At 34.7% G+C, this 26,765-nt stretch carries 15 protein-coding genes; 1 reads left to right on the top strand and 14 read right to left on the bottom strand.

Going from position 1 to position 26,765, the window contains the following annotated elements:
- Positions 1-126: 126 nt before the first annotated feature.
- The 9 genes from ptsP to F7O84_RS00695 all read right to left on the bottom strand — a co-directional run bounded on the left by ptsP (position 127) and on the right by F7O84_RS00695 (position 18,401).
- A complete protein-coding gene (gene ptsP, locus F7O84_RS00735) occupies positions 127-1,758 on the bottom strand; it encodes a phosphoenolpyruvate--protein phosphotransferase (protein WP_151140747.1) in 1,632 nt (543 codons plus the stop codon).
- A gap of 18 nt (positions 1,759-1,776) precedes the next feature.
- Positions 1,777-2,034: an HPr family phosphocarrier protein gene (locus tag F7O84_RS00730; protein ID WP_151140746.1), complete on the bottom strand. Its 258-nt coding sequence runs from the start codon at positions 2,032-2,034 to the stop codon at positions 1,777-1,779.
- Between the two features lie 27 nt (positions 2,035-2,061).
- Complete coding sequence (locus F7O84_RS00725) at positions 2,062-3,474, bottom strand: glycoside hydrolase family 1 protein (RefSeq protein WP_151140740.1); 1,413 nt, start codon at positions 3,472-3,474, stop codon at positions 2,062-2,064.
- Between the two features lie 26 nt (positions 3,475-3,500).
- Positions 3,501-4,319, bottom strand: coding sequence for an HAD family hydrolase (locus F7O84_RS00720; protein ID WP_151140736.1), 819 nt, complete (start codon positions 4,317-4,319; stop codon positions 3,501-3,503).
- An 87-nt stretch (positions 4,320-4,406) separates the two neighbouring features.
- Complete coding sequence (licT, locus tag F7O84_RS00715) at positions 4,407-5,240, bottom strand: BglG family transcription antiterminator LicT (RefSeq protein WP_151140735.1); 834 nt, start codon at positions 5,238-5,240, stop codon at positions 4,407-4,409.
- Positions 5,241-5,574: 334 nt separating this feature from the next.
- Complete coding sequence (locus tag F7O84_RS00710) at positions 5,575-13,344, bottom strand: rhamnogalacturonan lyase family protein (RefSeq protein WP_151140732.1); 7,770 nt, start codon at positions 13,342-13,344, stop codon at positions 5,575-5,577.
- 464 nt (positions 13,345-13,808) lie between these two features.
- Positions 13,809-14,282: a methylglyoxal synthase gene (locus F7O84_RS00705; protein ID WP_151140730.1), complete on the bottom strand. Its 474-nt coding sequence runs from the start codon at positions 14,280-14,282 to the stop codon at positions 13,809-13,811.
- Positions 14,283-14,363: 81 nt separating this feature from the next.
- On the bottom strand, positions 14,364-16,970 hold the full coding sequence (locus tag F7O84_RS00700; RefSeq protein WP_151140727.1) for a glycoside hydrolase: 2,607 nt from the start codon (positions 16,968-16,970) through the stop codon (positions 14,364-14,366).
- A gap of 63 nt (positions 16,971-17,033) precedes the next feature.
- Positions 17,034-18,401, bottom strand: a complete 1,368-nt coding sequence (locus tag F7O84_RS00695; RefSeq protein WP_151140725.1) for a PTS transporter subunit EIIC — start codon at positions 18,399-18,401, stop codon at positions 17,034-17,036.
- 219 nt (positions 18,402-18,620) lie between these two features.
- Here F7O84_RS00695 and F7O84_RS00690 point away from each other — a divergent pair, with 219 nt between their 5' ends.
- Positions 18,621-19,616: an AraC family transcriptional regulator gene (locus tag F7O84_RS00690; RefSeq protein WP_151140723.1), complete on the top strand. Its 996-nt coding sequence runs from the start codon at positions 18,621-18,623 to the stop codon at positions 19,614-19,616.
- Positions 19,617-19,653: 37 nt separating this feature from the next.
- Here the strand turns inward: F7O84_RS00690 and F7O84_RS00685 are convergent, their stop codons facing one another.
- From F7O84_RS00685 to F7O84_RS00665, 5 genes are all read right to left on the bottom strand, one after another.
- Positions 19,654-21,552 carry an ABC transporter ATP-binding protein gene (locus F7O84_RS00685; RefSeq protein ID WP_151140721.1) on the bottom strand — a complete coding sequence of 633 codons (1,899 nt, stop codon included), beginning with the start codon at positions 21,550-21,552 and terminating at the stop codon, positions 19,654-19,656.
- On the bottom strand, positions 21,552-23,279 hold the full coding sequence (locus F7O84_RS00680) for an ABC transporter ATP-binding protein (RefSeq protein WP_151140718.1): 1,728 nt from the start codon (positions 23,277-23,279) through the stop codon (positions 21,552-21,554). The genes F7O84_RS00685 and F7O84_RS00680 overlap by 1 nt, the downstream gene beginning before the upstream one ends.
- Positions 23,280-23,376: 97 nt before the next feature.
- On the bottom strand, positions 23,377-23,805 hold the full coding sequence (locus tag F7O84_RS00675; RefSeq protein ID WP_151140715.1) for a MarR family winged helix-turn-helix transcriptional regulator: 429 nt from the start codon (positions 23,803-23,805) through the stop codon (positions 23,377-23,379).
- Between the two features lie 162 nt (positions 23,806-23,967).
- Positions 23,968-25,686 (bottom strand): oleate hydratase, encoded by a 1,719-nt coding sequence (locus F7O84_RS00670; protein WP_151140713.1) that lies wholly within the window; start codon positions 25,684-25,686, stop codon positions 23,968-23,970.
- Between the two features lie 137 nt (positions 25,687-25,823).
- The gene (locus F7O84_RS00665) at positions 25,824-26,756 is read right to left on the bottom strand and encodes a GDP-L-fucose synthase family protein (RefSeq protein WP_151140710.1); all 933 of its coding nucleotides are present in this window, start codon (positions 26,754-26,756) and stop codon (positions 25,824-25,826) included.
- Positions 26,757-26,765 lie beyond the last annotated feature (9 nt).

Here is a 26,765-nt window from a genome sequence, read left to right as displayed (position 1 = left end):
ATTCAAATTTTTATAATATTATAGCACCATTTGAAAGAGAAACGCAAATAAGAACAAAACAAAAGAGAGCAATGTCAAAATCAATTTCATTGCTCTCTTTTTCAGTCTAGATTGACTTAATTTATACTATTTTGACAAATCGATTTCACGTACTCGTTTTCTTACTTCAAGTACCATGCTAGGTGATACACTTAATTCATCAATTCCCATTCTTAAGAATTCCTCTGTAAGTGAAGTATCTGCACCTAATTCACCACAAATGCCAATCCACTTTCCATGTGCATGTGCATTATCGGCAGCTAGTTTTATCATTCGAAGCACTGCCTTGTGATGGGCATTATAAAAACGATCTAGTTTTTGATTCTGACGGTCAATTGCAAGTGTATATTGAGTTAAGTCATTGGTTCCAACGCTAAAGAAATCAACTTCTTTTGCCAATTCATCACTAATCATAACAGAAGCAGGTGTTTCAATCATAATTCCAATTTCTATGTTTTCTTTAAATGGAATCTTTTCTTCTCTTAACTCCTCTTGCACTTCTTTCATGATTTCTTTAATTTCCAACACTTCCTCTACAGCGATAATCATTGGAAACATAATTGAAATATTGCCAAATACTGCTGCACGAAATAGCGCTCTTAATTGTGTTTTAAATATTTCCTTTTTAGTAAGACAAATTCTTATTGCACGATAACCTAGCGCAGGGTTTTCCTCTTTATCAAGGTTAAAATAATCTACTTGTTTATCAGCACCTATATCAAGAGTACGAATAATTACCTTCTTACCTGCCATGTTTTCAGCTACCGTTTTATAAGCAATAAATTGTTGTTCTTCTGTAGGAAAATCACTGTTTTCAAGATATAAAAATTCACTGCGGAATAAGCCAATACCATTTGCATCATTTTTTAATACATTGCCAACATCAGATGGATTCCCAATATTTGCATAGATATTAATCTTAGTACCATCAAGGGTAATGTCTTCTTTATCCTTTAACTGCTGTAATAATTCTTTTCGTTCTAATGCTTCTTTTTGTCTTTTCTTCATTGATGTTAATGTCGCTTCATCTGGGTCGATATAAACCTTTCCCTCAAAGCCATCAACGATTGCAAATGTTCCATCTAAGGACTCATTTAATTCATTGCCTAGTCCTATAATAGCAGGAATCCCCATGCTTCTAGCTAAAATAGCTGTATGTGAATTCGCAGATCCTTGTTGCATAATAAAGCCTAATACTTTATCTTTGTCAAGCTGAACGGTTTCACTTGGAACCAAATCATCCGCAGCAATAATAACATCATCTACTAATGTATTCAATCCTTCTTGTGCATTGGTCAGTATCTTTATAAGGCGTTCAGAAACATCCTTTACATCCGCTGCCCTTCCTTGCATATACGCATCATCCATAGCCATAAACATAGCTGAGAAATTATCTGCTGTCGTACCTACTGCATATTCTGTATTAACACCCTGAGTCGTAATTATATTTTCGATTGATTCACAATAATCTAAGTCCTCAAGCATCATTTGATGGATTTCAAATATTGCAGCGTTTGCTTCTCCGACATTCTCTAACGCTTTTTCATAGAGTGCTTGAAGTTGTTTTTTTCCTTCTTCTTTTGCCTCATGAAAACGATTAATCTCGGCTTTTGTATCTTCTACTTTATATCGTTTAATGATACTTTCATTTCGTTTGTAGAATGATATATTTCCTATACAAATATCATTGAAAACGCTTTTACCTTCTAATACTATCATCCTAATTTTCCTTTTCTACTACAGATTTTCTTCAAAAAATTTCTTTAGTGTAGTAATTGCTTCCTCTTCGTCTGCACCTTCTGCTTCTACCGTTACTTCATCATTTTGTTTCACTGCCATTCCCATTATTCCAAAGATTCTCTTAGCATCTCCAGTTTTACCATTTGCTTTTAATGTAATAGCGGATTGGAACTTTCCTGATTCTTTTACTAATAATCCAGCTGGTCTTGCGTGAATTCCTATTTCATCTTTGATTACATACTTAAAACTTTTCATAATATTATCTTCCTTTCTTTTTACACTTTAATTTTTAAGTGATTTACCATTTGTTTTAATAACTTCTTTATACCAATGGAAAGATTTCTTTTTGTATCTTTCCAATGTTCCCGTACCATCATCGTTTCGATCTACATAAATAAATCCATATCTCTTTTTTAGTTCAGCAGTGGATGCACTAACCAAATCAATACATCCCCAGGTAGTGTAACCCATTATTTCCACACCATCCTCAATTGCCTCTGCTACTTGTACCAAGTGATCATTTAAATACTGAATTCTATAATCATCAATTACTGTTTTATTACCTGTTTCATCTTCTACTAGCTGGTCAACAGCTCCTAGTCCATTCTCTACTATAAATAGTGGCTTTTCATATCTGTCATACAATGTATTTAATATATATCTTAAACCTTTTGGATCGATTTGCCAACCCCATTCACTCGCTTTTAGATATGGATTTGGAACACCTCCCATAAGATTGCCTTTTCCTGCAACCTTTGTTGGATCAGCACTCTCACAAATACTCATATAATAACTAAATGAAATAAAATCGACAGTGTTTGATAGAATTTCTTCATCACCTGGTTCCATTTTAATTTCAATGTTTTGCTCTTTAAATAAGCGTTTTGCATATGCAGGGTATTTACCTCTTACATGGACATCAGAAAATAATAAATTTTCTCTATCTCTTTCTAGCATTTTTATTACGTCATCTGGATTAGGTGTCAGCGGATAAACTGGCATTCCAAGAATCATACAGCCTATTTTTGCATTTGGCATCATTTCATGTCCAATTTTGGTTGCAAGCGCACTTGCTACTAATTCATGATGAATCGCCTGATACAAATCTGATTTTGTTAATTTATCTTTTTCTGTATAAATTCCACCACTCATAAAAGGTGCATGTACGATTGAATTGATTTCATTGAAAGTTAGCCAATATTTTACTTTATCCTTATATCGTTCGAATATGGTTCGCACATAAGTTTCATAAAATCCAATTAAGCGTCTGTCACGCCAACCATCGTATTTTTTGGCAAGATTAAGTGGTGTCTCATAGTGAGAGATTGTAACTAAAGGCTCAATTCCATATTTAAGACATTCATCAAATAGGTTATCGTAAAATTCCAAGCCCTTTTCATTTGGTGTTGTATCATCTCCATTTGGGAATATTCTTGACCAAGCAATTGAGGTTCTAAAAACTTTAAATCCCATCTCAGCAAATAGCTTAACATCTTCTTTGTATCTGTTGTAAAAATCAATTCCAACTAACTTCATATTATCCTCGGTAGGCTCTGGTGTAACTGGTCCCAAGCCTCCCTTAGGTGTAACATCTTGTATACTTAACCCTTTACCATCTGCAAGATAAGCACCCTCGCATTGATTAGCTGCAACTGCGCCTCCCCACAAAAAATCTTCTGGAAAATTTAATGCCATATCTTTCTCCTTCTTTCTGTTTATTCTTATATTAGCTTATACTTTTTAAAGCCATTATAAATTCCATTTTCTGAAACCGAATCGGTTACGTCATCTGCATATTCTTTTAATTTATCCCACGCATTGCCCATTGCAATCCCGATTTGAGCAAATGTAAGCATTTCAACATCATTGGCTCCATCTCCAAACGCAATAACCGTATCTTTATTCTTACCATAATAGGCTAAAACTTTCTGTATCCCTGTAGATTTGTTTATTTTTTTATCTGATATCTCTCCGCTGTTACTACCAAATACGCCAATACTATTTGGCAAAATCAAAAAATGTTCTCCAAGGTCTTGCTGCATTTGTTTTAAACTCTTATTGGATTGAAAGTATAAAACTTTATTAACCTGTTTGACTTGCATGATATCTTTGGCTACCGTTAAGATCTTAAGATATTCTTTTGAATCAATATTTATTTCTTCTCCACTCGCCAAAAAAATATCATTTAATACAGTTTCGTCTTTCTCTTGGATATAAACGCCTTCATTTGTTTCTAAAAGAAATGCAGTATTATCCTTTTGCAAATACCCTACCAACATTTCTCTCAAATTCTCATCTATGCTTTTATGAAATATAACATTTCCTTCGCACTCTACATATGCTCCAGCGGAACAGACAAGTCCATCAAATCCTATATCTAAAATAAATGGATAAATCTCACTCTTTGCTCTTCCTGTACATACAAAAACCTTATGACCATTTTTCCGTGCAGTCTTTATTGCTTTGATTGCAGAATCTGGCACTACTCCACTAAAATCACATAGTGTTCCATCTATATCAACGAAAACAAGCTTTTCCATTACTTTTCCTTTCCTGTTATATAAAAAAACCTAGACCTATAGCGTAAATTATAAGTCTAGGTTTTGCCTGCATGACCAGTAACAATCCTAATTAGATGATGTTATTCTTTTTAAATGAACGGTTAAATAGATTAATTCTTCTTCTGGAACTTGAATATTAAATTCAGTTTCGATATATTTTCTGATTTTTTCTGCGCATTTGTAATCTGAATTATATTGATTCTTAATCATATAATGAAACTCCTCATCGTGCCCTGCATTTGCTCTGTTTGTAATAACTCTTTGTGCAAAGAACTTTAAATGCGTAATAAATCTTTCATAGTTCAATGAATCTTCATCCAGCTCCATTTGATAATTATATTTAATTATTTTAAGTACATTTTGAATTAGTTTGGTTATATCAATTGTATTAGGCATCTCTGTTCCAAATTCAGCATTTACAAAATGCATTGCAATGGAAGCTGCTTCATCACTTGGCAGTTCATAGCCAAGTCTTTCTTTGATGATATTAAGTGCCATCTTTCCTACTTCATATTCAGGACCATAGAATTTTTTGATTTCCCAAATAAGAGCATTATTAAAATTAACACCTTGTTTAAATCTCTCAATTGCGAAATTGATATGATCCGTTAAGGTAATATAAATATTTTTATTTAACTTCTTTGTTATAATTGTCTTTGCATAAGTAATTATTTCGTCTGTGATTTGTATATGCTCAATTGGTATATCGGCTAATACACTTTGTAGTCTCTCTGACTCAACTTCACTGTCCATGCGAAAAATCTTTTCGATTTTGGCATCATCAATTATTTCACCTTGTTTGCGCCCAAATCCAAGACCTCTTCCCATTACGATGATTTCTCTGTTTTTTTCATCAAAGGAACTAATTATGTTATTATTAATAATCTTCTCAATTTTCATTATGATATCTCCTGCTACCAACGGATTTATTCAAACAATTCAAAAAATAAACCATGCGAAATTAGAACAAACGAATTTTGTCCAAATCTGTTGGTTTAGCCTGCTTTACCAGTAACAATCCAAATCTTATTAATAATATATAAATAAAACAAACTATTTATAGAACTTATGATACCATACCAAGGCATTAATGTCAAAGTTGTTTGATTTTTTCGTGATTTTCTTCAAACTTTAGCCTCCGATTTTGTTCAATATTATCAAATAAATGCTTTTTTGACAACAAAAATCTTCGTGATGTTAATAAAAAAACACCACGAAGACTCTTTTTTAAGGCTTATTTTTTTATTTGTACTGATTTTACTGTGCTATACTTTCCGTAAATCTTATTCCCAGATGCATCCACTTTGTATGCTCTAACTTTAACATAATATGTTGATTTCTTTGTAAGATTTTTAATTGCCTTACTTTTAGCAGTTGTAGTTATCGTTTTAGCATTCTTAGTAAATTTAGAGTTGGTCGCATATGTGATTTCATAACCTTTTGCTCCATTCACCTTATCAAAGGTTACTTTCATTTTACTTTTACCAGAATTTTTAAGACTCTTAATGGAAGCTTTTTCAACTTTAATCTTTTCCCATTTTGCATATAAGGTAAGATTATTCTTTGTTCCCTTTTTAATTTTTGATATTTTTGTCTTGTAATTCTTATCTGTATACCAACCTTTAAAGGTAAAACCTTTTTTAGTTGGACTGCTTAACTTCACAGTTTTATTTCCTACGAATCCTGTTGGATTTTTCTGGCTATTACTTCCACCATTTAACTTATACGTAATCTTGTAACCTACCGTAATTTTACAAGTTGCGCCTACATTGCTACCATCTTTTGCTGTTGCAGTAATTGTTACAGTTCCTCTCTTCTTTGCTTTTACTACACCATCGGTAGAAACTGTTGCAATTTTGCTATTGGAAGAAGACCATAAAACTTCTTTATTTGCAGCATTACTTGGAGTAATCGACGTGGTTAGAGTTATACTTGTACCAACCCCAATTGTCAATGACTTTTTACTAAGTGAAATATCGGTAACCAAAATTGCGTTCCACTTTGCGTATAGAATTGTATTTTGGTTGATTACATCTTTTGAAAAATTCCATTTTGTCTTAAGTGAACTTTCTTTATACCATCCCTCAAATACATATCCTTCTTTTACAGGGTCTGCTGGTTTCTTAGCTACTTTCCCTGATTCAATACTTTGTGATAAAATCTCACTTCCTCCATTAGAGTGGAAACTAACTGTATACTTTTCTATCACAGGAGTGCTTGGATCTGTTGGGTCCGTTGGGTCTGTTGGGTCTGTTGGATCCGTTGGGTCCGTTGGGTCTGTTGGGTCCGTTGGATCTGTTGGGTCTGTTGGATCCGTTGGATCCGTTACATTTGTGGAACGGATTATAATAGAACCAAGTCTTGACACTGTACTTTTATCAAATACAACATTTAACTGTCCATCCGTCACTTCAACTTCATAGACTCCCACTGCATATTGATTCTTTGAATTTTTTACCGAGAAGCTCACACTTTGCTCCAAAGTTCCTTTTACCTCACTGGAACCAGTGATTGTAGCTCCCATTATTTCTACTATATATTTTCCATTTTCTAAGTCTACATTAAAAGTAAGTCCTTGAGGTAGTGCAAAATCATTATATACCAAGCTAGGTAATGGGTAGGTTTGATGCGTATACGTAAAGATTTCTGTTCGTCCATTGATGATCGTATTCTCTTCTACTGCAAATCCATATCCTTTTTGAACATCATATACAACACCTAAATCTGCTGCACTTACGACTTCATTTTTCGGATTGACTGTAATTCCTGTCCAACCGTCTGCCACATTTGTGTTGCTAATACCAAAATCAAACTTATATAACGCTTTGTAATCAACAACACGTGCAAGTAATATAATATCTAAATCATAATCTTTTACACTACCAAAGATTTGAATCACTCCAGCTTTTGAAGTATCAATTGCATTCGTTTTCCATGTAATAGCTGCTGCTCCTGTATTTCCACTTGCATATTTTGCATGAATGGTCGCAGGCAAATCGCTTGCTTTGACCTTGGCATTTACAACAAGTTCGATTGGTTCTAACCCTTCTGTAAAAGAAACTACATAATCATCTACTACAATAACTTTTACATTTACCTCTACTTGTGTTGCATCCTCTAGTTCTGCTGTTAAGACATAAGTACCTAGTTTATTATTATCAAGAGTACCGTTCCATTTTGTTATATTAACATTTTTGGTTGTGCCATTTAAATATGTCACTTCTACGGTTTCTGGAAGTTTGATACTGGTTCCAATGATTGCCTTAATATCGTTGATTGGAGTATATCCTGTTACCGTATTTTCTATTACCAGCAATGTTGTTTCAACGGTTTCTAGATAACCTGATACCGTTGCATATACCTTATAGGTTCCTGGTGTAGAAATATCAACCTTTGACACATCCCAGATTACATCAGCCAATACTTCGTTATTTTTCGAATCAATAACCGTTACCGCTTTTGGTAATAAGTCAGCGACAGTCTCTCCTTCCTTAATTACCGTGTCTTCAACAATCGGCTCTAATGTAATCTCTTTTACTTCTTTGATATCAACTAACGTATTTGCACTTACTGCTCTTGAAAGAAATGAGGTCTTACCATCTACAATAGCTGCTACCTTATACTGATAACTAGCCCCTGCCTCAACAGAAGTGTCTGAATACGTATAAACTGTGTCCGCGCCAGATGTTCCTGCTTTTATTGTTAGCTTATCCATTGGAACTGTTGCAATCAAAGTGTAGTCTTTGCTATTAGCAACTGCTCTGTAAATTTCATAACCTTCTATCTCATGACCGTAGACTCCGTCATTCGCAGGCGTAAATTCAATGGTTGCAGATGTCTTTGTTGTCTCTTTTGCTGTAACCAAAGCAGTAATTAATCCTTCTGACAATAAATAGCTTAGATTAGCAGGTTGATTATATCCTACATTTTGCCATGCAACTCCCTCGCGGTATGCCAAGTCTTCCATCAAGCATGGAACAACATAATCTGTTTGAATTGTGGTTGTGTAAGCTCTTATTTTACTATTGTCTGTCGCACTTCTAAGAATTATTTCTTCTCTCCAGTCGCCTAAAATATCTGCAATTAATCCAGCATTTCCTTTTGTACCATTAGACGTTAAAACTTCTCCTGATTCAAATAATAATTCTTCTTTGCTATCTTCATAATCCCACTTCGCAATTGTTGTTGTTAATGGAACATAAGCACTTGAATTAAAGGTATGGTCAAATATTTCACTAAGAAGATCGCCATCCCAAAACAAAGTAAAGTTGGCTGCTGGTGATTTTTGTGTAATGGTAACTAGGTTATCCAAAGTTGAGGAAGTAGAATACACACCGCCGTCCTTTGAATCCCAAGAAGGTTCCTCTCCCGACACATAGCTTGGACTTGCAATGGACCAAAATTCTGCAAAAGGATAGGTTGGATCAATGTCTGCCGCAACCCCTCTTCCTGTATCTTTTCCAGTATAATAACCCATTAAAATTTCACCCGTTTGTGCGTCATGGATCTCCACATGATAAGCTACATTATCATGTTCATGTACCTGCATCACCTCTAAACCGTCATTCCATGCAACCCAATCCGACACATGCATTGCATCCCCATGGCCAAGCCCTGTAGAATATTTTAATGTACCGTTGTGATCTATGGTGATAGAACCATAAATAATTTCATCTTTTCCATCGTTATCCACATCATTAACGCTAAGTCCATGGTTACCTTGTGCTTCAATTAATTCTTTCTCATACTCTCCTAATAAATCATTTGTATCAAATTTCCAATACACATCAAGCGTATCTCCGATACCATCATTGTTTGTATCTAATAGCGCATATGCTGTTAAACATGTTCTTGAATAGTATCCTCTTGCAAATACTGCATATGGGGTCTCTCCGTCTAAATATGCAACAGCTGATAGAAAACGATCGACACGATTACCATATCCATCCCCCCATGCCGAAACATTACCACGCTCTGGAACATAAGCGACTGTCGATAGAATAGTTCCATCATGGTCAAACATAGTCAAATATTCTGGACCGCTTAATATGTACCCTGATGAATTTCTGTAATCATTTGTACTACTTATTTTATTCGTAGGAAGTGCTTCTGCATTACACTCTCCTACATAACCAGTCTCAATCAATCCTTGGTCTGTTCCATCGCTACTTTGATAAATCGTTGATCCGTCTGCTGTTTTAATTGCAAGCTCTGCTTTACCATCTCCATCAAAATCCCATACTTGAAACGGTGAATAATGAGCTCCTGCGCGAATATTAACCCCAAGATCTACGCGATATAACAGCGAAACATTTCCTGTAGACATATTAATATCATATGCATCGATAAATGTCGTTCCTGTATAGCCTGCTTTTGAGTTGTCTTGTGCATTGCTTGGATACCATTTTACAAATAATTCATACTCTCCGTCTCCATCCACATCACCGACAGACATATCATTTGCTTCATAAGTGCAAGTACTTCCATCTGGCATAGTTTGGTCAGCAGGCTTATAAAGTTGTAACTCAAGAAACTGGTCATTCCATACGGCTGTATCCTTTGCATGTAACCCAAGTGTTGCATCATTGCTGCCCACTACTTTGTAACTGTCACCTGCTTGTCCACCTTGATCCACGAGATTGGTAATCAAGACATCAGTGGCAATCGCTTCATTGTTACGATACACTGTAAAAGTCGTAGATACTTTACCTGCACTATCAAAATCACCTTCAAAGGCTCTCCAGCTTACATAAACACCGCTTGTATATTCATTCCCATTACTATCCGTTGCAGATAGACTTGTAGAAGCACCTTTACTTCCTGCAAGATTGACTGCAACAACACCTCGATCTGTAAGCTTTTCTGGTGCTGCTGCAACCAGTTCTCCATTAATAGGGGTTTGACATGCTTCCGATAATGCACCAACACCACCTGCATTTTTCCCTTGCACTTTGTAATAGTAGTGTATATTCGTTGTTAAATCACGATCTGTATCTGTAAAGCTTGCTTGTGTACTAGTTCCTACTTTTGTAAACTCTTTAAATCCTTTTTCTGTTTCTGCTTTTGCAGAACGATAAATGATATAAGAAGAAGAATCATCTGACTGATCCCAAGAAATAGTAATTTTACCATTTTGAGCACTATCACACGTTACATTTTGAGGTGCTTTTGGAAGTGCGACATTGCTATCAATCATTTCTACTTCTATTGTGTTACTTGGTGCACTTTCATTTTCTAAAGCTGTCACCGCAGTCACATAATATTGATATGTCTCTCCAAGTGTAGCAACCATGGCACGAGCATCTAATTTGTCTAAATCCTGTGCCTCAATTTTCTTTACTATCGTAAATGTAGCATCTGTGGAAGCTTTTTGATATACGTTATAGTAAGAAGCCTCAACAATTCCTGTAAAATTAATCAAAAAGGAAGCTTGTGTGCTTGTGAAATTCATTTCAGAATATCCAAGCTGAGTTGGAGTTCCTAAAATTGGTGTTACTTCCATGCCATTGATATAAGCGTTTGTTCCACCAATTCCAATATTAAGCTGACCATCTAAGACACGAACAGTTGATGTTATAGAAGCCAACGCTTGCTTTGTGGAAATCGTTCCAATGGATAATCCTTCTCCTGTGTAACTTGCTTTAATGGTACTTGTACCATTTAATAAATCACATGCATAAATGGTTATCTCGTAATCACCATTTGGTAAATCAAGTGCAAACTCTGCCTCTCCAAGACAAAAATCATCTGCCATTGCAGAAGAAGCTGCATTGCCATTGTTGGCTCGAATTCGTCCATTTCCAGGAGCTTTGATGAATCCATAACCCGCTTCCTTTGTGTACTTTTGATTTTCCGTTACCTCAGTCCATCCCTCCATCACGTTTGGACTGGCTGCTACTCCAAAATCAAATTTATATGCGGATGATTTTGTAGAAACTACAATCTTATCGGACACTTCACCCGTTCCCAATTCGTTAAAGCCTGCAACTGCATAGACATAGGTCTTTCCACCTTCACAAGCGGAATCTGTATAGAAAGTCTTTGAACTTACTGAATATTTGGTTGCATTGGTAAAATCAACGTCATCAACTGTTTCCCCTTCTTCTAATACTTGTCTAAAGACATAATATAATTCTGCCTCTTTTGATGCTTCCCAAGTCATAGAAATGCTGGAAGCTCCTACCGATGTTGTAGTAAGACTTGCTGGCTTTTCTGGCGTGCTTGTTGGTAAGGTAAGTGTTACAGCCTGTGCCAGACTAGTTAATTGTTCATTTTCTTTTATTCCTCTTGCAACACATTGCGCAAATTTGTATGCTCCGTATTCTTGAAGGTGCGTTGCATCTGAAACACCACCTGCATAATAACCTTCATATTCTCCTGCTGCTAATTGAAGAAATAAAGACTTTGCCCCCTCAATTCCAAAGGAATTGCAAAGCTCAATTGATAATGCCGTTAAATCTACCAGTGGTACATTTTGTTCACTGGCAATTCTCTTCATAACATTTTGGTATGCTTCAAAATTGCTAGCAAAACTATCTAGTGTTCCATCAGGAGTTGTTGTATAGCTGTATCTTGCAACTGGAGTGACAAGTACACAGGTTGCTCCTCTTTGTGTTGCACCATCTACATAATACTGAATCCACTGTTCAAATTCTTCTGAAGAAACATATCTGTTAGGTCTTGAATAGGTCGCATCGTTGTGTCCCCATTGCACCAATACATAATCGCCTGGTTTCACATCTTCTAGCAGATCATCAAGCTTTCCTTCTTCTACAAAAGATTTGGAACTTCTTCCACCAATCGCGCGGTTTTCAATGATAACATTACTTGTTTCATAGGTTTGACATTGGCTATAATTTGCATCTTCGCATTCCCTTTCTTCTACAAATTCACCAAAGAAATTGAATAATTGTTGTCCCCATCCCATTTGTGGATAATAGAAGGCTTCATAGGTCTGAACTGTTGAGTCAGAAGCAATAAAAATAGTAGGTTTGCTTCCCTCCTCATTTGTTACTTTTTCAAAGCCTACACTTTCTACATAAACACTTTTTGTTTGGGCACTTTCGTAAGTTGTAGCTGTACTTGGTGCTAAAAATTTTAGATTTAAAATATCATCTACTAAGCAAGCAATGAATTCTACTTGTTTTGTTTCACCAGCTGGCACTTTAATGTCAGTTGCTTTCGTAATGTCCTCTGCCTCTAAATATACTGATATTTCACTGTCTGTAGGATTAATAAGAGTAACATTCACCTTATAGTTAGCAGGTTCCAGACTAAAATCTAACGTCGAGGTATTTTCATAGGTGTATACACCATATCCCGTACTTTCCGTTTCTGTCCACACCTTACTAGAAATTGTTAAATAATTCTCGGCGTTTTCTACAAAAGAAGCAATCCCTTGTTCCTTACTTGCTGTTCTTGGATAATAAACATTTCCTACCCACCCATTTGCTTCCTCTGGATAAGTTTGGTCACTAAAGCCATACCCTATCTCTTCACTGTAAAGTGTATCCTTTGTAATATCTTTTAAAGCTCCAAGATAATAAGTCTTTTTTTCTGTGTTTAATTTTTCTCCTGTTTTTAGGGCTTTTTCTTCTACTTTTTTTGCATCCTCAAAAGATTCTACCTTCTCCTTTGTTTCTGCTTCTACTGTTTCTTTGTTTTCTTCTCCATTTGAAGTTTCCGTCTTATCTGTAATGTCTTTTGCTTCCTCTGGCAAAGTCTCTGAATTATTGTTTTCAGAATCCTTTCCTGATTCCTCTGTAGTAGTAACATCTTCTACCTCTTCTTTTTCCTCATCTGCGTCAGTATCTTTTGTAACTGGCTCTTCTTTCCTTTCCTCCTTTGTTTCGCTTGTTTCGGTGTTATTTATTACTTGTGTTGTTTCTGTTGCATATGCTGTAATAGAGTGCGTTAAAAGGTTGCCCCCAACCAATGCTACAATTAACGCTATTGCCAGCACATTCTTTAAGTAATAATTAACCTTTTTCATTTTGGGTTTCATAAAGAATACCTCTCCTCTCCAACTGTATTTTACTACGCCCAAAATATACCATTAATATTAAATTGTCTTCAATCTTCATTTTTGATACTACCTATCACTTTTAACTCTCGTTTTTTTATAGATTTTATCAGTACTTTAGGATATTCTAATCTATTTTAGTTGTTTTTCAACAATCTATTTATTATTTTTTAACAATTTACGCCTTGTTTTTTACAATAAAATAATCATTTTTAACCTCTAGAATCAAATTTAATATTTTATTTTTGTGTTTTTAACTAGTTTTTTAAATTTCAACGAGCCTTTTTATGCCGTTTTGTATATATGTATTTTATAACAGGGAAGTTCGAAGAACATTCCTATTAAAAAAAATCTACCTATTATGAAATAATAGATAGATTCAAAGTATAGACAAACGCTTTATGAAAGCAAAGAACTTAAGAACGTAACGTTCTCATATTCTTGCATTATAAAGACTCTGCTCTGTCCTTAATGTTTTTATTAAAATTAATTACTTGGTGTTCATATACCTCATTGATATAAGTAGATGTAATGATAAAGTCTGCTGTTGCTTTATTATTTGCAATCGGAATGTCATATACTTGAGCAATTCGAAGCAATGCCTTAACATCAGGGTCATGTGGTTGAGCTGTTAATGGATCGGAAAAAAAGATTATCAAGTCAATCTTACCTTCCACAATCTTTGCTCCAATTTGCTGATCGCCTCCTAATGGGCCACTGTTATACCCCTTTACAGGCAATCCTGACTTGTCCGTAATCATTCTGGCCGTCGTTCCAGTCCCACATAACTTATGATTTTTTAGTATATCATAATGTGTGATACACCATTCAATCAAATCCTTTTTCATATTATCATGCGCAATTAAGGCAATGTTTTTACTTTTATTAAGCGTCAGTGTTATGTAATCGTCGTTTATCATAATTTTATCCTTTCTGTATATAATCACTAACGTTATTATAAATCATTTTGATGAAAATTAGTACACCTTTTTCAAAAGATATTATTCTTTATAATATTCAAGAATGACATCCCCATTTATTCCAATTGGTTCTATCAGCATAAATTGTGACAGCCAGTCATAGTTTTCTCTTACTAGCGTAGTGGTCACCTCAATCACTAGCGTATTAATTCCTTTTTTCACGATTTGGGATACATCAAAGCAATACGGTCCGCAGATTTTACTTCCACCATCCATACCATTTATATATACGTGTGCGGTTTCATAAATGCCCTCTATTCTTAACTTTAATGCTGATGGTATTTCATTAAGCTCAAACAAAGTCTCATATCGCATGATTCCAGCAAAGTCATCTAAACTCTGTTTCATTCTACTACCAAAACGGTCTATCTTTTCGCTTGCATACACTTGTGGATAAGATTTTGCTTTTAAAAGATCAACTTCTACATTTCCTTTTAATATTTCTTCTTTAACCAATGTCAGGTCTTGATGTTCTTTGCAGTTATATTCTTCTTCAGAAAATACGAATACTTTTGATTCATATGCTTCTAAAGATAGCGAAATACTTCTTCCTTCTTTCTCCTTTTGAAGTAGAATATTGCTATGCAATGCATTGCTAAAAGCATCATACTGGTAACATGGTTTCGTGAAAGGAACTATGACTTTCGTATTAATTGTTTGATATGGATGTTCGTTTGTAAACATTACTATTGTTTCATTATTATGTTCATACTGATAATATCTTAAGTATGGCTCATATGAAGTTGTTGAAATATCAAACAACCCATCTTCTTTAATTGTAGTAACTAGCTTTTCTAAAGGAATCACTTTTATATTTGTTTCTTTCTCACACGCGAAAAGAAAAGGCGTTATATCCTCTCCCATACTTTCTCTTTCTGGTAAGGCATCTATAAAATAAATCTTATGTCCCTCTTTTGCTATGGCTAAAAGCTTATGAAGCAAATCATTTGGTAAGGCTTGTGAATAAGGTATGACAAGTCCTTGAAATACTTCTTTATGAATTGCTACACCTAATTCATTCACAAAAGATTTCAGTATTGCTTCGATTGGTAAAATATCAAAATCAATTTGATTTCTAGTAAGAAGTGCTGCTGGCTTTTGCATAAGCATATATTCACCTGCCCACTCAGCTTCTCCATGATAAAGTAAGCCGATTGGTGCCCTATGAATTCCGTCACTGAATAATTCACTTAAGCGATTCATGTATTCCATTAGTATCTTAAATTCTTTAAATTGTGGATTGTGCCCATGCGCATAAAAATGTGGCGGACAATCTGGGTCAGGATATTCTTTTAGTGTAAAAGAATGCGGTACAAATTCATTTACCCCTCTTACTAGCATATAGTCAGTAATCCACTTCATCATACGAATTCCTTCGGCCCAACCATACGCACCAAATACTTCACACATGACTTTACCCTTTTTATTCTCATCCAGATGACCAAGGGAACTTCCTAATTTACCAAGAACATAGTGGAAGAACTCGCCATCCCATCCAGAACTTGTCATTGATTTAAAATATCCGTGATCCATTCCTGGCAAGAGTTGGTGTAGTACTACATCAATTCCTGCCATATGTTGCCCTTTCATAGCTTTAAAAAAATGTCCCGCACCATATCCAAGTCTTGCATGTGCATTATTATCTTCTATTGTATGTCCAATATAAGATACTTTATGTGCTTCACACCATGCTCCAATTCTTTGACTAAAATGCTTCGAGTATAGGTCACTTACCAAATCCATATAGGCATAACGTACTTTATGTGCCTTCTCCCCTGCATCCACAAACAACAAAGGAAGATAAATGAGTGAGGATTCACCCATCTTTTGATCCATTTGCTCTAACATATCATTTCGCCATGGTAATACCATTTCATTTCTTCCAATTGAACTTAATGCGCCATGCACATTACCAAATCTAGGCTCATCGGAAAAAAATCCTTGAATTGTATTACCAAACTCTTCTTTATATCTTTGGTAATGTGCCTCATATACGGTATGAATCAACACATCCGTAGCCTCAGGGTCAATGGGGTTTAAATAATCCTCTGTTTGTTTTTCTCCACCATGATAGGTTGCCACTAACACCATTACTTTCCATACACCCTCGCCAAGGTCTAAATCAAGCGTCTTATTTTCTTTTACCAAATGAGTGATATTGATTAAGGTACTCGCATCCACCTCTTGATAACTGTTCTTCTTTCCAAGTATTACACCTACTAATTCATCGTTATCATCCTGAAATGCATATTTTATAATTGCCTTAGCATTTTGTATTGGACCAACAAACTCCAATTGATAAAGTTTTAGAAATCTCTTTTTAAGATGAGGATAACTCTTTTTTATTTCTCCATTTGCATACCCAGTTGGAAAATGCGAGTCATCTAAGATCCATACTTTCATATTTCTTTTTTTGGCTTCCTCTAGGATACAATCCATATCCGCCCACCACTTCTTCCCTAAAAAATCTGGATGTGGCCTAGCCTCAATACAAACTGCTTTGATTCCCGATTGTTCTATTTGTTTCATATATTCACGAATAACAACCTCATCTTCACCATGCATCCATAGAAATGGGAATATGTGATTATCATACTTGTTTTGTAATATTTGTTGTATTTTTTTCATTCTGTTGTTCTCCTTAACAGATAGAAAGCACGCTAAAGTGCCGTGCCTTCCATTTTTTTGATATTATTTTCCTTCTTTATTCGTTCCAAACAAAAAGCATAGAATTGCAGATATAACAAAAGCTACACTAGATGCAATTAACCAAGTAGTAAAACTACTATCGATTCCTGCTGGATTAATCATAACTGGACCAGCCAATAATCCTGCTCCACCAAATCCATATGTTCTAGCTCCAAGTACTGCGGTTATCGCTCCTGCAATACCCCCTCCCACAAATGCGCATACAAATGGTTTTTTAAGTGGTAAGGCAATCGAATAGATGATTGGTTCTGTAACACCAAGCAAACCTGATACTAAACTTGATACTCCAAGTGCCTTTTTTTCTTTATCTTTAACTTTTAACACATAACCAAACGCGCTTCCACATAATGCAAATACAGTAACTCCTAAAACTGCATTTACAGGATCGCTACCCATTGTTGTAAAATTGCTGATTAATACAGGAATAAAAGCATAATGCAAACCAAAAATAACAATTACCTGCCAAAATGCGCCTAGCAATAATCCCGCAAAAAGTGGACTCGTATTAAAAATAGCCATAGTAGCTGTTGCAAGTGCACCGGATACTAAGTTCATTACAGGTCCTATGGCTAAGAAAGTAAGTGGAACCATAATGATGATAACGAAACATGGTACAAACATTAATTGTAATATGTTAGGAATGATTTTTTTTGCAAATTTTTCTACCTTAGAAGCTGCCCAAGATGCTACTATAATAGGAAAGATAGAGTTTGTATAACTTGTCAAGGCAATTGGAATCCCTAAAAAAGTTAATGCTGTTCCAGCATTGTAAGCACTTATCATAGTTGGATAAACCAAAGACCCTCCAATCAATGCCGTTACATAAGGATTACACTGAAATACCTTTCCTGCACTAAACCCAATGACAATTGGGAAAAAATATAACAATACATCAGACGCTGCATATAGCACCATGTAAGTTCCACTATCTGCGGTTAAAACTCCTGTTGAAGTTAAAACGGATAAAAATCCCTTTATAATACCTGCTGCAATCATAACACCAAGTGTTGGAAATACACATCCAGATATCGTCTTAAAAAAGCGATTGAATAGCGTATCTTTTTTACCGCCTTCCTGATCTATCTGTGTTGGCATATCCTCTGATATTCCTAGAATCTCTTTTGCAGCTGCGCAGACATTAGCGACTTCATTACCGATAATGACTTGATATTGTCCCCCTTGTATCGCAACTCCAAGAACTCCTTTCGTTTCTTTTAACTGTGCTGTCTGTGTTAATTTTTCATCTTTTAACACAAATCGAAGTCTGGTGATACAATTGGTAATGCTAATAATATTGGAAGCTCCCCCCACTTTCTCTATTATCTCTTCTGCTAGTTTTTTGTGATCCATAACAATCCTCTCCTTTACCATCTTCATGCAAACATATGATTTGTTATCTTCATACTAACACTTGCTTTTCATTTGTATAATAACGGTTTTTCATGAATATATTGACCAAACTTCAGATTATTACACTTTCAAATTGACTTTTCTTTATAAACTCATTAGAATGAGACTAATATATTTGATTTACCTATTTATCTCTTACTTTAAGTCAATGGAGGAACTATGAATCTAACTTCTCTCGATGATAATTTACGTATGTATACCAAAAGTGAATTAAGATACAAAGCAGGATTTCAATCTAACTTTTGGGAAAAGTTACCCGTATCGTATTATAATGATAAACCAGTTTATTTGTTTAATTCTACTGGTTCTTTGTCTGATTCCATTCATAAACTGAGTGTAAAAAAACAATCTCGTTTTTCTCCTTGTCCTTTACACACACATACATGGGTAGAAATTAATTATATGTATTCTGGTTCATGCCCTCAGACCATTAATGACCAAAACTATATACTAAAAGAAGGGCAGGTTATACTAATTGATACAGATACCCCTCATTCAACCCAAGCACTTGGCGATAATGATATCATGATTAGTATTTTGATTGACAAAGATTACTTAAATACTAATTTTTTTAATCGTATGTCCAAAGACAGTATCTTGTCCCAATTTTTTATTAATGCCATTGCTCACAATACCAATCATAATAATTATATCCTATTTCACTCCAACCATAGTAGAAGGATTCCCATTTTTTTCAAGGAATTGTTATGTGAATTTTTTGATCCTTCGCTCAATTCCAATGATATGATTAATAGCTTATTTAATTTAATATTGTCAGAACTAATTAATGTTTATGAAAATGATATGGAAAAACAAAATATTAAGCTAAGCAACAAAATATCTATTATAGCGATACTGCGTTATCTGGAAGGTAATTTTAAAACTTGTACCCTTGATAGCACTGCTGCCTTCTTTAATATGAATCCAAATTATCTTACCACTTTGTTAAAACAACAAACAGGAATGTCTTACAAAGAGTTGGTTCAATACCAACGCTTGAAATATGCAGAAAAACTTTTAGCAAATACGCAACTTCCAATCACTGAGATAGCCAATAACATCGGCTATGAAAATATAAGCTTTTTTTATAGAAAATTCAAACAAGCGTATGGCTGCCTTCCAAAAGAGTATAGAAAAAAACACACAAGTTATTAGAGTTAGCTAATCACTCGTGTGTTCTTTCTAATCTGCTCTAGGACAGCTCAAATGCTCCTGTATAGAGTTGATAATACTTTCCTCTTTGAGAAATTAAATCATCATGACTTCCTCTTTCTATTATTTCACCTTGTTCTAACACCATTATGACATCTGAATTTTTAACAGTTGAAAGCCTATGAGCGATAACAAATACAGTTCTTCCTTCCATGAGTCGATCCATACCTTGCTGTACAATCGATTCGGTTCTTGTATCAATGCTTGATGTTGCCTCATCCAAGATTAACACTGGTGGATTGGCAATTGCGGCTCTTGCAATGGCTAATAATTGTCTTTGTCCTTGTGACAAACTACCTCCATCTCCCGTAAGCATAGTATCATAGCCTTGTGGCAAATGTCTGATAAAGCCATCTGCATTCGCAAGCTTCGCTGCTTCTATTACCTCTTTATCACTGGCATTTAACTTTCCATAGCGTATGTTATCCGCTACCGTTCCCGTAAATAAATGTGTATCTTGTAAAACAATTCCTAAGGATTGTCTTAAATCCGATTTATGAATCTTATCAATATTGATACCATCATATCTAATTTTACCATCCTGAATTGGATAAAAGCGATTAATCAAATTCGTAATTGTGGTCTTTCCTGCTCCTGTCGAACCTACAAAAGCAACCTTTTGTCCTGGCTTTGCATATAAGTTAATATTATGAAGTACCATCTTTTCTTTTGTATATCCAAAGTCCACCTCTTCAAATACAACATCACCCAATAGTTTTGTATAAGTTACGCTGCCATCTTCATGTGGATGCTTCCAAGCCCACATTCCAGTGCGTTCGTTTGCTTCTTTTATTTCTCCACTTTCATCTTCGACTACATTCACAAGCTTTACATAACCTTCATCCACTTCTGCTTGTTCATCCATAATTTTAAATATTCTCTCTGCTCCTGCAAGTGCCATAATAACAGAGTTTATCTGCTGAGACATTTGTGAAATTGGCATATTAAAACTTCTAGTCAACTGTAAAAACGAAGCGAGTGCGCCAAGACTAAAACCGCCTACCCCTTTTATTGCCAGAAGAGAACCAATTACGGCTGTTAATACATAATTAAGGTAACCTAGATTCATCATAATTGGCATTAGAATGTTTGCAAAAATATTTGCATTGTTTGCACTTTCAAATAAATTATCATTTAATTCATTAAATCTATTTTGTGCCTCATCTTCGTGACAAAATACTTTAACTACCTTTTGTCCTTCCATCATTTCCTCAATATAACCATTCACAGCTCCCAAATCTCTTTGTTGAGCCCCAAAATACTTACCACTCTTTCCGCCTACGCGTTTTGTTACCTGGAGCATAATGATAACGAATGCGAAAGAGAGTACTGCAAGGGGAATATTTAGTATAATCATTGAAATGAAAACACTGATAACTGTAACAATAGAAGTCATTAGCTGTGGCAAACTCTGACTTATCATTTGTCTTAGCGTATCTGTATCATTGGTATACAGACTCATCAAATCTCCATGTGCATTTTGATCAAAAAAAGGTATTGGAAGTGTCTCCATATGTGAAAACAAATCGTCTCTAATACGTTTTAAAGTCCCTTGCGTTACTTGAATCATGATTCTATTATACACGTAAGTAGAGATCACTCCCGTGTAATAAATACAAGCCATAACTCCAAGTATCTTTAATAATGGAACAAAATCTGGTACCTCGCTTCCAAGCAAGGGTAAGATATATTCATCAATTAGTTTTTTTAAAAAAAGTGTTCCAATTACACCTACGAAAGAACTGATAAAAATACAGATTGCAACAACAAAACAAGGAAGTTTATATTCTTTAAAAATATAAGCCAATAGTCTTTTCATGGTTTTTCCCGTGTTTGCACTAAATTTTACAGGGCCTTTATTATTATTTGTTCCCGCCATTATGCTTTTGCCCCCTTTACTTGTGATTCATATACTTCTTTATATATCTGATTCGTACTTAACAATTCTTCATGCGTACCAAATCCATCAATCACTCCTTCATTTAAAACAATGATGCGATCTGCATCCTGAATGGAGGAAATTCGTTGAGCGATGATTATTTTCGTAGTTTCTGGAATTTCTTCTAAAAACGCTTTTCGAATATAAGCATCTGTTTTGGTATCAACTGCACTTGTGGAATCATCTAAAATTAATATTTTAGGTTTTTTAAGTAATGCTCTGGCGATACAAAGCCTTTGCTTTTGTCCTCCCGAGACATTGCTTCCGCCTTGCTCAATATATGTATTATATTGAGCCGGAAATTTTTCAATAAATTCACTCGCTTGTGCCAGTTTACAGACTCTTTTTATCTCTTCCTCGGTTGCATCTTTGTTTCCCCAGCGTAAATTTTCAATAATCGTTCCAGAAAACAAGACATTTTTTTGTAGTACCATTGATACTTGATTTCTTAAGCTCTCAATGTCATACTCTCTTACGTCTACTCCTGCAACTTTTACCACTCCACTGGTTACATCATAAAGTCTTGGAATCAGCTGTACCAAAGTTGATTTTGCACTACCAGTACCTCCAATAATTCCAATGGTCTCACCTGATTTGATGGAAATATTAATATCATTTAAGACCAATTTATTTGGATCATTGCTATAACTAAAAGACACTTCGCGCATCTCAATTGATCCGTCTTTCACTTCATATTTTGGAGCTTTTCCATTTGCCAAATCACTTTTTTCCTCTAGTACTTCAATGATACGTTCTCCAGATGATTTTGCTAAAATTACCATGACCAATACCATAGAAATCATCATAAGACTCATTAAGATACTCATTGCATAAGAGAAAAAGCTCATCAATTGTCCAGTGGTTAAACTTCCTCCAACAATCATTTTTGCACCAAACCAAGATAATAACATGATACAAGTATAAATCGTGAATTGCATCAGTGGGGCATTCCAAATAATAATCTTTTCTGCTTTTATAAAATTATCATAGACTACCTTGGAAGCTTTCTCAAATTTACTTATTTCATGTTCTTCTCTTACATATGCCTTTACCACACGAATGCCAGTCAGATTTTCTTGTACACTCGCATTTAAATCATCATATTTTCTAAATACTTTAACAAAGTACGGATGTACCCCAGTCATAATAAAATAAAGTGCCGTTCCAAGAAAAACGGTTGCTATCAAAAAGATAAGTGCAAGTCTTGCATTGATAATAAAAGACATAATCATTGCACTGATTAGCATAAAAGGTGCTCTAACGCACATTCGAATTGCCATTTGGAATGCATTTTGCACATTGGTTACATCTGTTGTTAGTCTTGTGATTAATCCTGCCGTGGAATATTTATCGATATTTGAAAAAGAAAATTTCTGAATGTTTTCATACATATTTTTTCTAAGATTTCTCGCAAATCCTGCTGATGCTGTAGCGGCAAATTTTCCTGCCAAAGCTCCACTTACTAACGATAATATAGATATTACGACCATAAATAATCCAATTCTTATTACATAATCTATATTTTGCTTTTCTAAACCTTTATCAATTATCCATGACATCAATGTCGGTATAAAAATTTCAAATATAACTTCTAACATAATAAATACTGGTGTAAGATAAGTTTCTTTCTTGAATTCACCAATATAACTGTATAATTTTTTTAACATATTCTCCTCCATTTTAATGTTTTCTATCTCCTTGCAAGAGGAATGGTTCTAACTGTAATAGTTCGTCTTCTAACCATCTAATTAAAAAATAAAAACACTACTCTAAGGTACTTGTAATTTTTTCTACTGTTTGAAAAAAACGCTCTACTTCTTCTTCTGATAATACTTCATAGAATTTTTCTTCTCTTTTTTCCAAGCCATCGCCTATAATAGCGTTTACATTTCTTGCCTTATCCGTTAAGACTAACTTTTTTAATCTTGCATCTTCTATTACACTTTCTCTTGTAATATATCCATTTTTCTCTAACAATTGTAATACGCTTGTAACCGAAGATTTTCTTATTCGAAATTCTTTTTCTATATCTCTTTGAAATACATCTCTTTTTTTTGTTTCTACCTCCAAATACTTCATAATAACTGCCTGTGTTCGAGTCAGCCCATGCTTCGCAGCGGCTTGTTCAAGATCTCGCTTCAATTGATAGGATAAATCGATGATTACCTTGGCTATATGCCTTTTCTTGTACATAGCTCACCCTTCCTTAATAGTTTGACTTCTAACTAATTATAGTTCAATAATTTTTATTCGTCAACACAAAATTTATGGCATTTTAAAGGCTGTCAACAAAGTTAACAGCCTGAAGGCACGTGCTTATACGTTCCTTATTAAAAAATTTTTAACAAAAGTTCTTTACCGATATGCAGTTTTTAAAGCCTTAACTAAAACAATAGGATCTTTTTTATGAGGGGTTACCGGACATATTTTAACCAAAGGCAATCCTAGTAATTTGTATACCGCTATCCTAGCAGCACGTACTGAATATTCTTCAGTAAATACGATATCTTCAGGTATTTCAACAAATTGTCCTATCATAGCAAAGTTTGTTGAATTTGCTGGCACTACCATTGGTCTATCACTCATTTTTCTAGGTTGAAATTGTGCAGACACATATGGCATCATACAAGGAAACACATTTACAATATCCGCTTTTATTTCATTTGCCTTCTCTTGCAAATGTAAGTGATATAATAATTCATCTAGAATTTCTTCTCCAGTACAATCTCTCATTGGCTTTTGTACATAATTACCTGTGTTTCCTGTATAAAGTCCATACCCCCATAAGATGAATTCATCGATAGGTTGATTTTTAAAATGTGGCTGTGCAGTAACTACAATGCTTAATAGCCAATTGGAATCTTTAAAGGTCATGAGTGCCCCGCTTCCAGGAATGTTTCCAGAAAGATTTTCAATTAATTTGATCAATTTATCACTTCTACATGTAATGGTAAAACTTTCCCAATTTGTTTCCTCCGGTTTTGTAAAAAATGGTGTTGGATCTCCAAGCCCTTTTTTCTTTTTTGCTACCTTACTCCATAAATCTGCCGACATAGAATTTGCAGTATCCATTTTTGCAGGCGTTGTATAGTTACCAAGGCAAGAGCAATCTGTCATACATCCATTGGTCATAAAACACAAATCTTCATCTTTTAGCAAGATAATATCATCCATATCATTTCGCTTTAGATGCAATGTGGTCGCTGTAATTGTACTATCATCTTTAAAATCGATGTCTGTAACCACACAATCTGTGATAAAATTAACCCCATTATCCTGTAGAAACTGCTTAATTGGAAGAATAACACTATCATATTGATTATATGGTGTCCAAGTGACTCCTTCAAGTGTCTCTAATCGACTAAACTCCAATATCATTCGCTCGATATATCGCTTGAATTCCAATAGACTGCTCCACTTTTGAAATGAAAAGGTAGTTTGCCACATAAGCCAAAAATTCGTTTCAAAGAAATGAGGGGTATTCTTAAACCAATCCTGAATTGTCATATCATCTAACGTATCTTCTGACATCACCATAAGCTTTCCTAAAGCGATTCTATCTTCTTTTTGAAAGCCCATACTTTTTACATCAACAATTTTACCGTCCTTGTCAATTAATCTTGCTTTGGCATAAGTAGGATGAGCATGGTCAAAAGATATGATTTCTTCTGTGACATTTTTGCTTGAATTATCTAGTGATGGTATAGTTGAAAAGAGTTCCCAAAAATTTTCATAAGTATCTTCGTTTAGCATTCTGCCGCCTCGACATACAAAACCACTTTTTGGTGTCCCCATGCCATCATTGCTTCCTCCAATGATTTGTTTTCCTTCAAAAATTGTAATATTTTCGCCCTTAAAATTACAATCACGAATCAAGTAAGCGGCTCCTGCCATACTAGAAAGTCCCGCACCCACAAAATATGCTTTTCTCTCTCCTGGCTCAAAATGTTTCATTTTATCTTCCGCTTTTTTTATTTCCTGATTTTTGGCATTCTTTTTTACTGCCAAAATTGCAGCGACTGTAGCTGCTGCACTTGCGCTGGCCGCTATTGTTTTTACAGCTTTTTTATCCATAAATCATTTCTCCTTTTGAACAAATTTATATCCTTTTAAGAACAATTAATACAGCAAAATCTTTCACCATATCATAATATGTCACTATACATATTCCCTAAAAGTAATCTAATTTATTCAAAATTCAAAAACTAACTTTATTTATTATTATTTTTTAGATAATCTTCATAGGATAGGCGAATCCCATCTCTAATATGTGTCTTATAATTCCAACCAAGTTGTTTTAACTTTCCAATATCCAAAAGCTTACGTGGTGTACCATCTGGCTTTGATTTATCAAATACTAGTTTTCCTTCATACCCTATGATTTCTTTCACCAATAAAGCCAAATTTTCAATAGAAATCTCTTTCCCCGTTCCGATATTAACGGTTTTACTTTCACTGTAATGATTCATTAAGTAAATGCATGCATCCGCTAAATCCTCTGAATAAAGAAATTCTCTAAGAGGCGTTCCACTTCCCCATATTACGACTTCTTCACTTTTGTTTACTTTTGCAAGGTGCATTTTATGAATCATAGCTGCCATAACATGAGAATTGGTTGGATGATAATTGTCTTTTGGTCCGTATAGATTCGTTGGCATTACACTAATAAAGTTGGTTCCATATTGTTTGTTTAAATATTCACAGTATTTCATGCCTGATATCTTTGCCAAGGCGTATGCTTCATTTGTCGGTTCAAGTTCACCTGTTAACAAATATTCCTCTTTTATAGGCTGAGCTGCCATTCTAGGATAAATACAAGAACTTCCTAGAAACAATAATTTTTTTACTTTTTGCAAATGCGCACTTTTGATTACATTCATCTCTAACATCATGTTTTCATACATGAAATCGGCTGGGTAAGTGCTATTTGCCATAATTCCTCCTACCTTCGCCGCTGCTAAAAAAACATACTCAATTTTTTCCTTTGCAAAAAACTCTTCAACCTGTTCTTGTCTTGTTAAGTCTAGTTCAGCTCTAGTCTTTACTAAAATATTATGGTATCCGTTTAGTTTTAATTGTTTTACAATGGCAGAGCCTACCATTCCATTGTGTCCTGCTACATATATTTTTGCATTCTTTTCCATCCTCTTACC

The sequence above is a fragment of the Candidatus Galacturonatibacter soehngenii genome, from assembly GCF_008830185.1.
Lineage (GTDB): Bacteria > Bacillota > Clostridia > Lachnospirales > Lachnospiraceae > Lachnotalea > Lachnotalea soehngenii.
This window is presented reverse-complemented; position numbering and strand designations above follow the sequence as displayed.

Coding starts and splice junctions, on each gene's coding strand:
- ptsP (WP_151140747.1), bottom strand. CDS start 1,758: ATGATAGTATTAGAAGGTAAAAGCGTTTTCAATGATATTTGTATAGGA.
- F7O84_RS00730 (WP_151140746.1), bottom strand. CDS start 2,034: ATGAAAAGTTTTAAGTATGTAATCAAAGATGAAATAGGAATTCACGCA.
- F7O84_RS00725 (WP_151140740.1), bottom strand. CDS start 3,474: ATGGCATTAAATTTTCCAGAAGATTTTTTGTGGGGAGGCGCAGTTGCA.
- F7O84_RS00720 (WP_151140736.1), bottom strand. CDS start 4,319: ATGGAAAAGCTTGTTTTCGTTGATATAGATGGAACACTATGTGATTTT.
- licT (WP_151140735.1), bottom strand. CDS start 5,240: ATGAAAATTGAGAAGATTATTAATAATAACATAATTAGTTCCTTTGAT.
- F7O84_RS00710 (WP_151140732.1), bottom strand. CDS start 13,344: ATGAAACCCAAAATGAAAAAGGTTAATTATTACTTAAAGAATGTGCTG.
- F7O84_RS00705 (WP_151140730.1), bottom strand. CDS start 14,282: ATGATAAACGACGATTACATAACACTGACGCTTAATAAAAGTAAAAAC.
- F7O84_RS00700 (WP_151140727.1), bottom strand. CDS start 16,970: ATGAAAAAAATACAACAAATATTACAAAACAAGTATGATAATCACATA.
- F7O84_RS00695 (WP_151140725.1), bottom strand. CDS start 18,401: ATGGATCACAAAAAACTAGCAGAAGAGATAATAGAGAAAGTGGGGGGA.
- F7O84_RS00690 (WP_151140723.1), top strand. CDS start 18,621: ATGAATCTAACTTCTCTCGATGATAATTTACGTATGTATACCAAAAGT.
- F7O84_RS00685 (WP_151140721.1), bottom strand. CDS start 21,552: ATGGCGGGAACAAATAATAATAAAGGCCCTGTAAAATTTAGTGCAAAC.
- F7O84_RS00680 (WP_151140718.1), bottom strand. CDS start 23,279: ATGTTAAAAAAATTATACAGTTATATTGGTGAATTCAAGAAAGAAACT.
- F7O84_RS00675 (WP_151140715.1), bottom strand. CDS start 23,805: ATGTACAAGAAAAGGCATATAGCCAAGGTAATCATCGATTTATCCTAT.
- F7O84_RS00670 (WP_151140713.1), bottom strand. CDS start 25,686: ATGGATAAAAAAGCTGTAAAAACAATAGCGGCCAGCGCAAGTGCAGCA.
- F7O84_RS00665 (WP_151140710.1), bottom strand. CDS start 26,756: ATGGAAAAGAATGCAAAAATATATGTAGCAGGACACAATGGAATGGTA.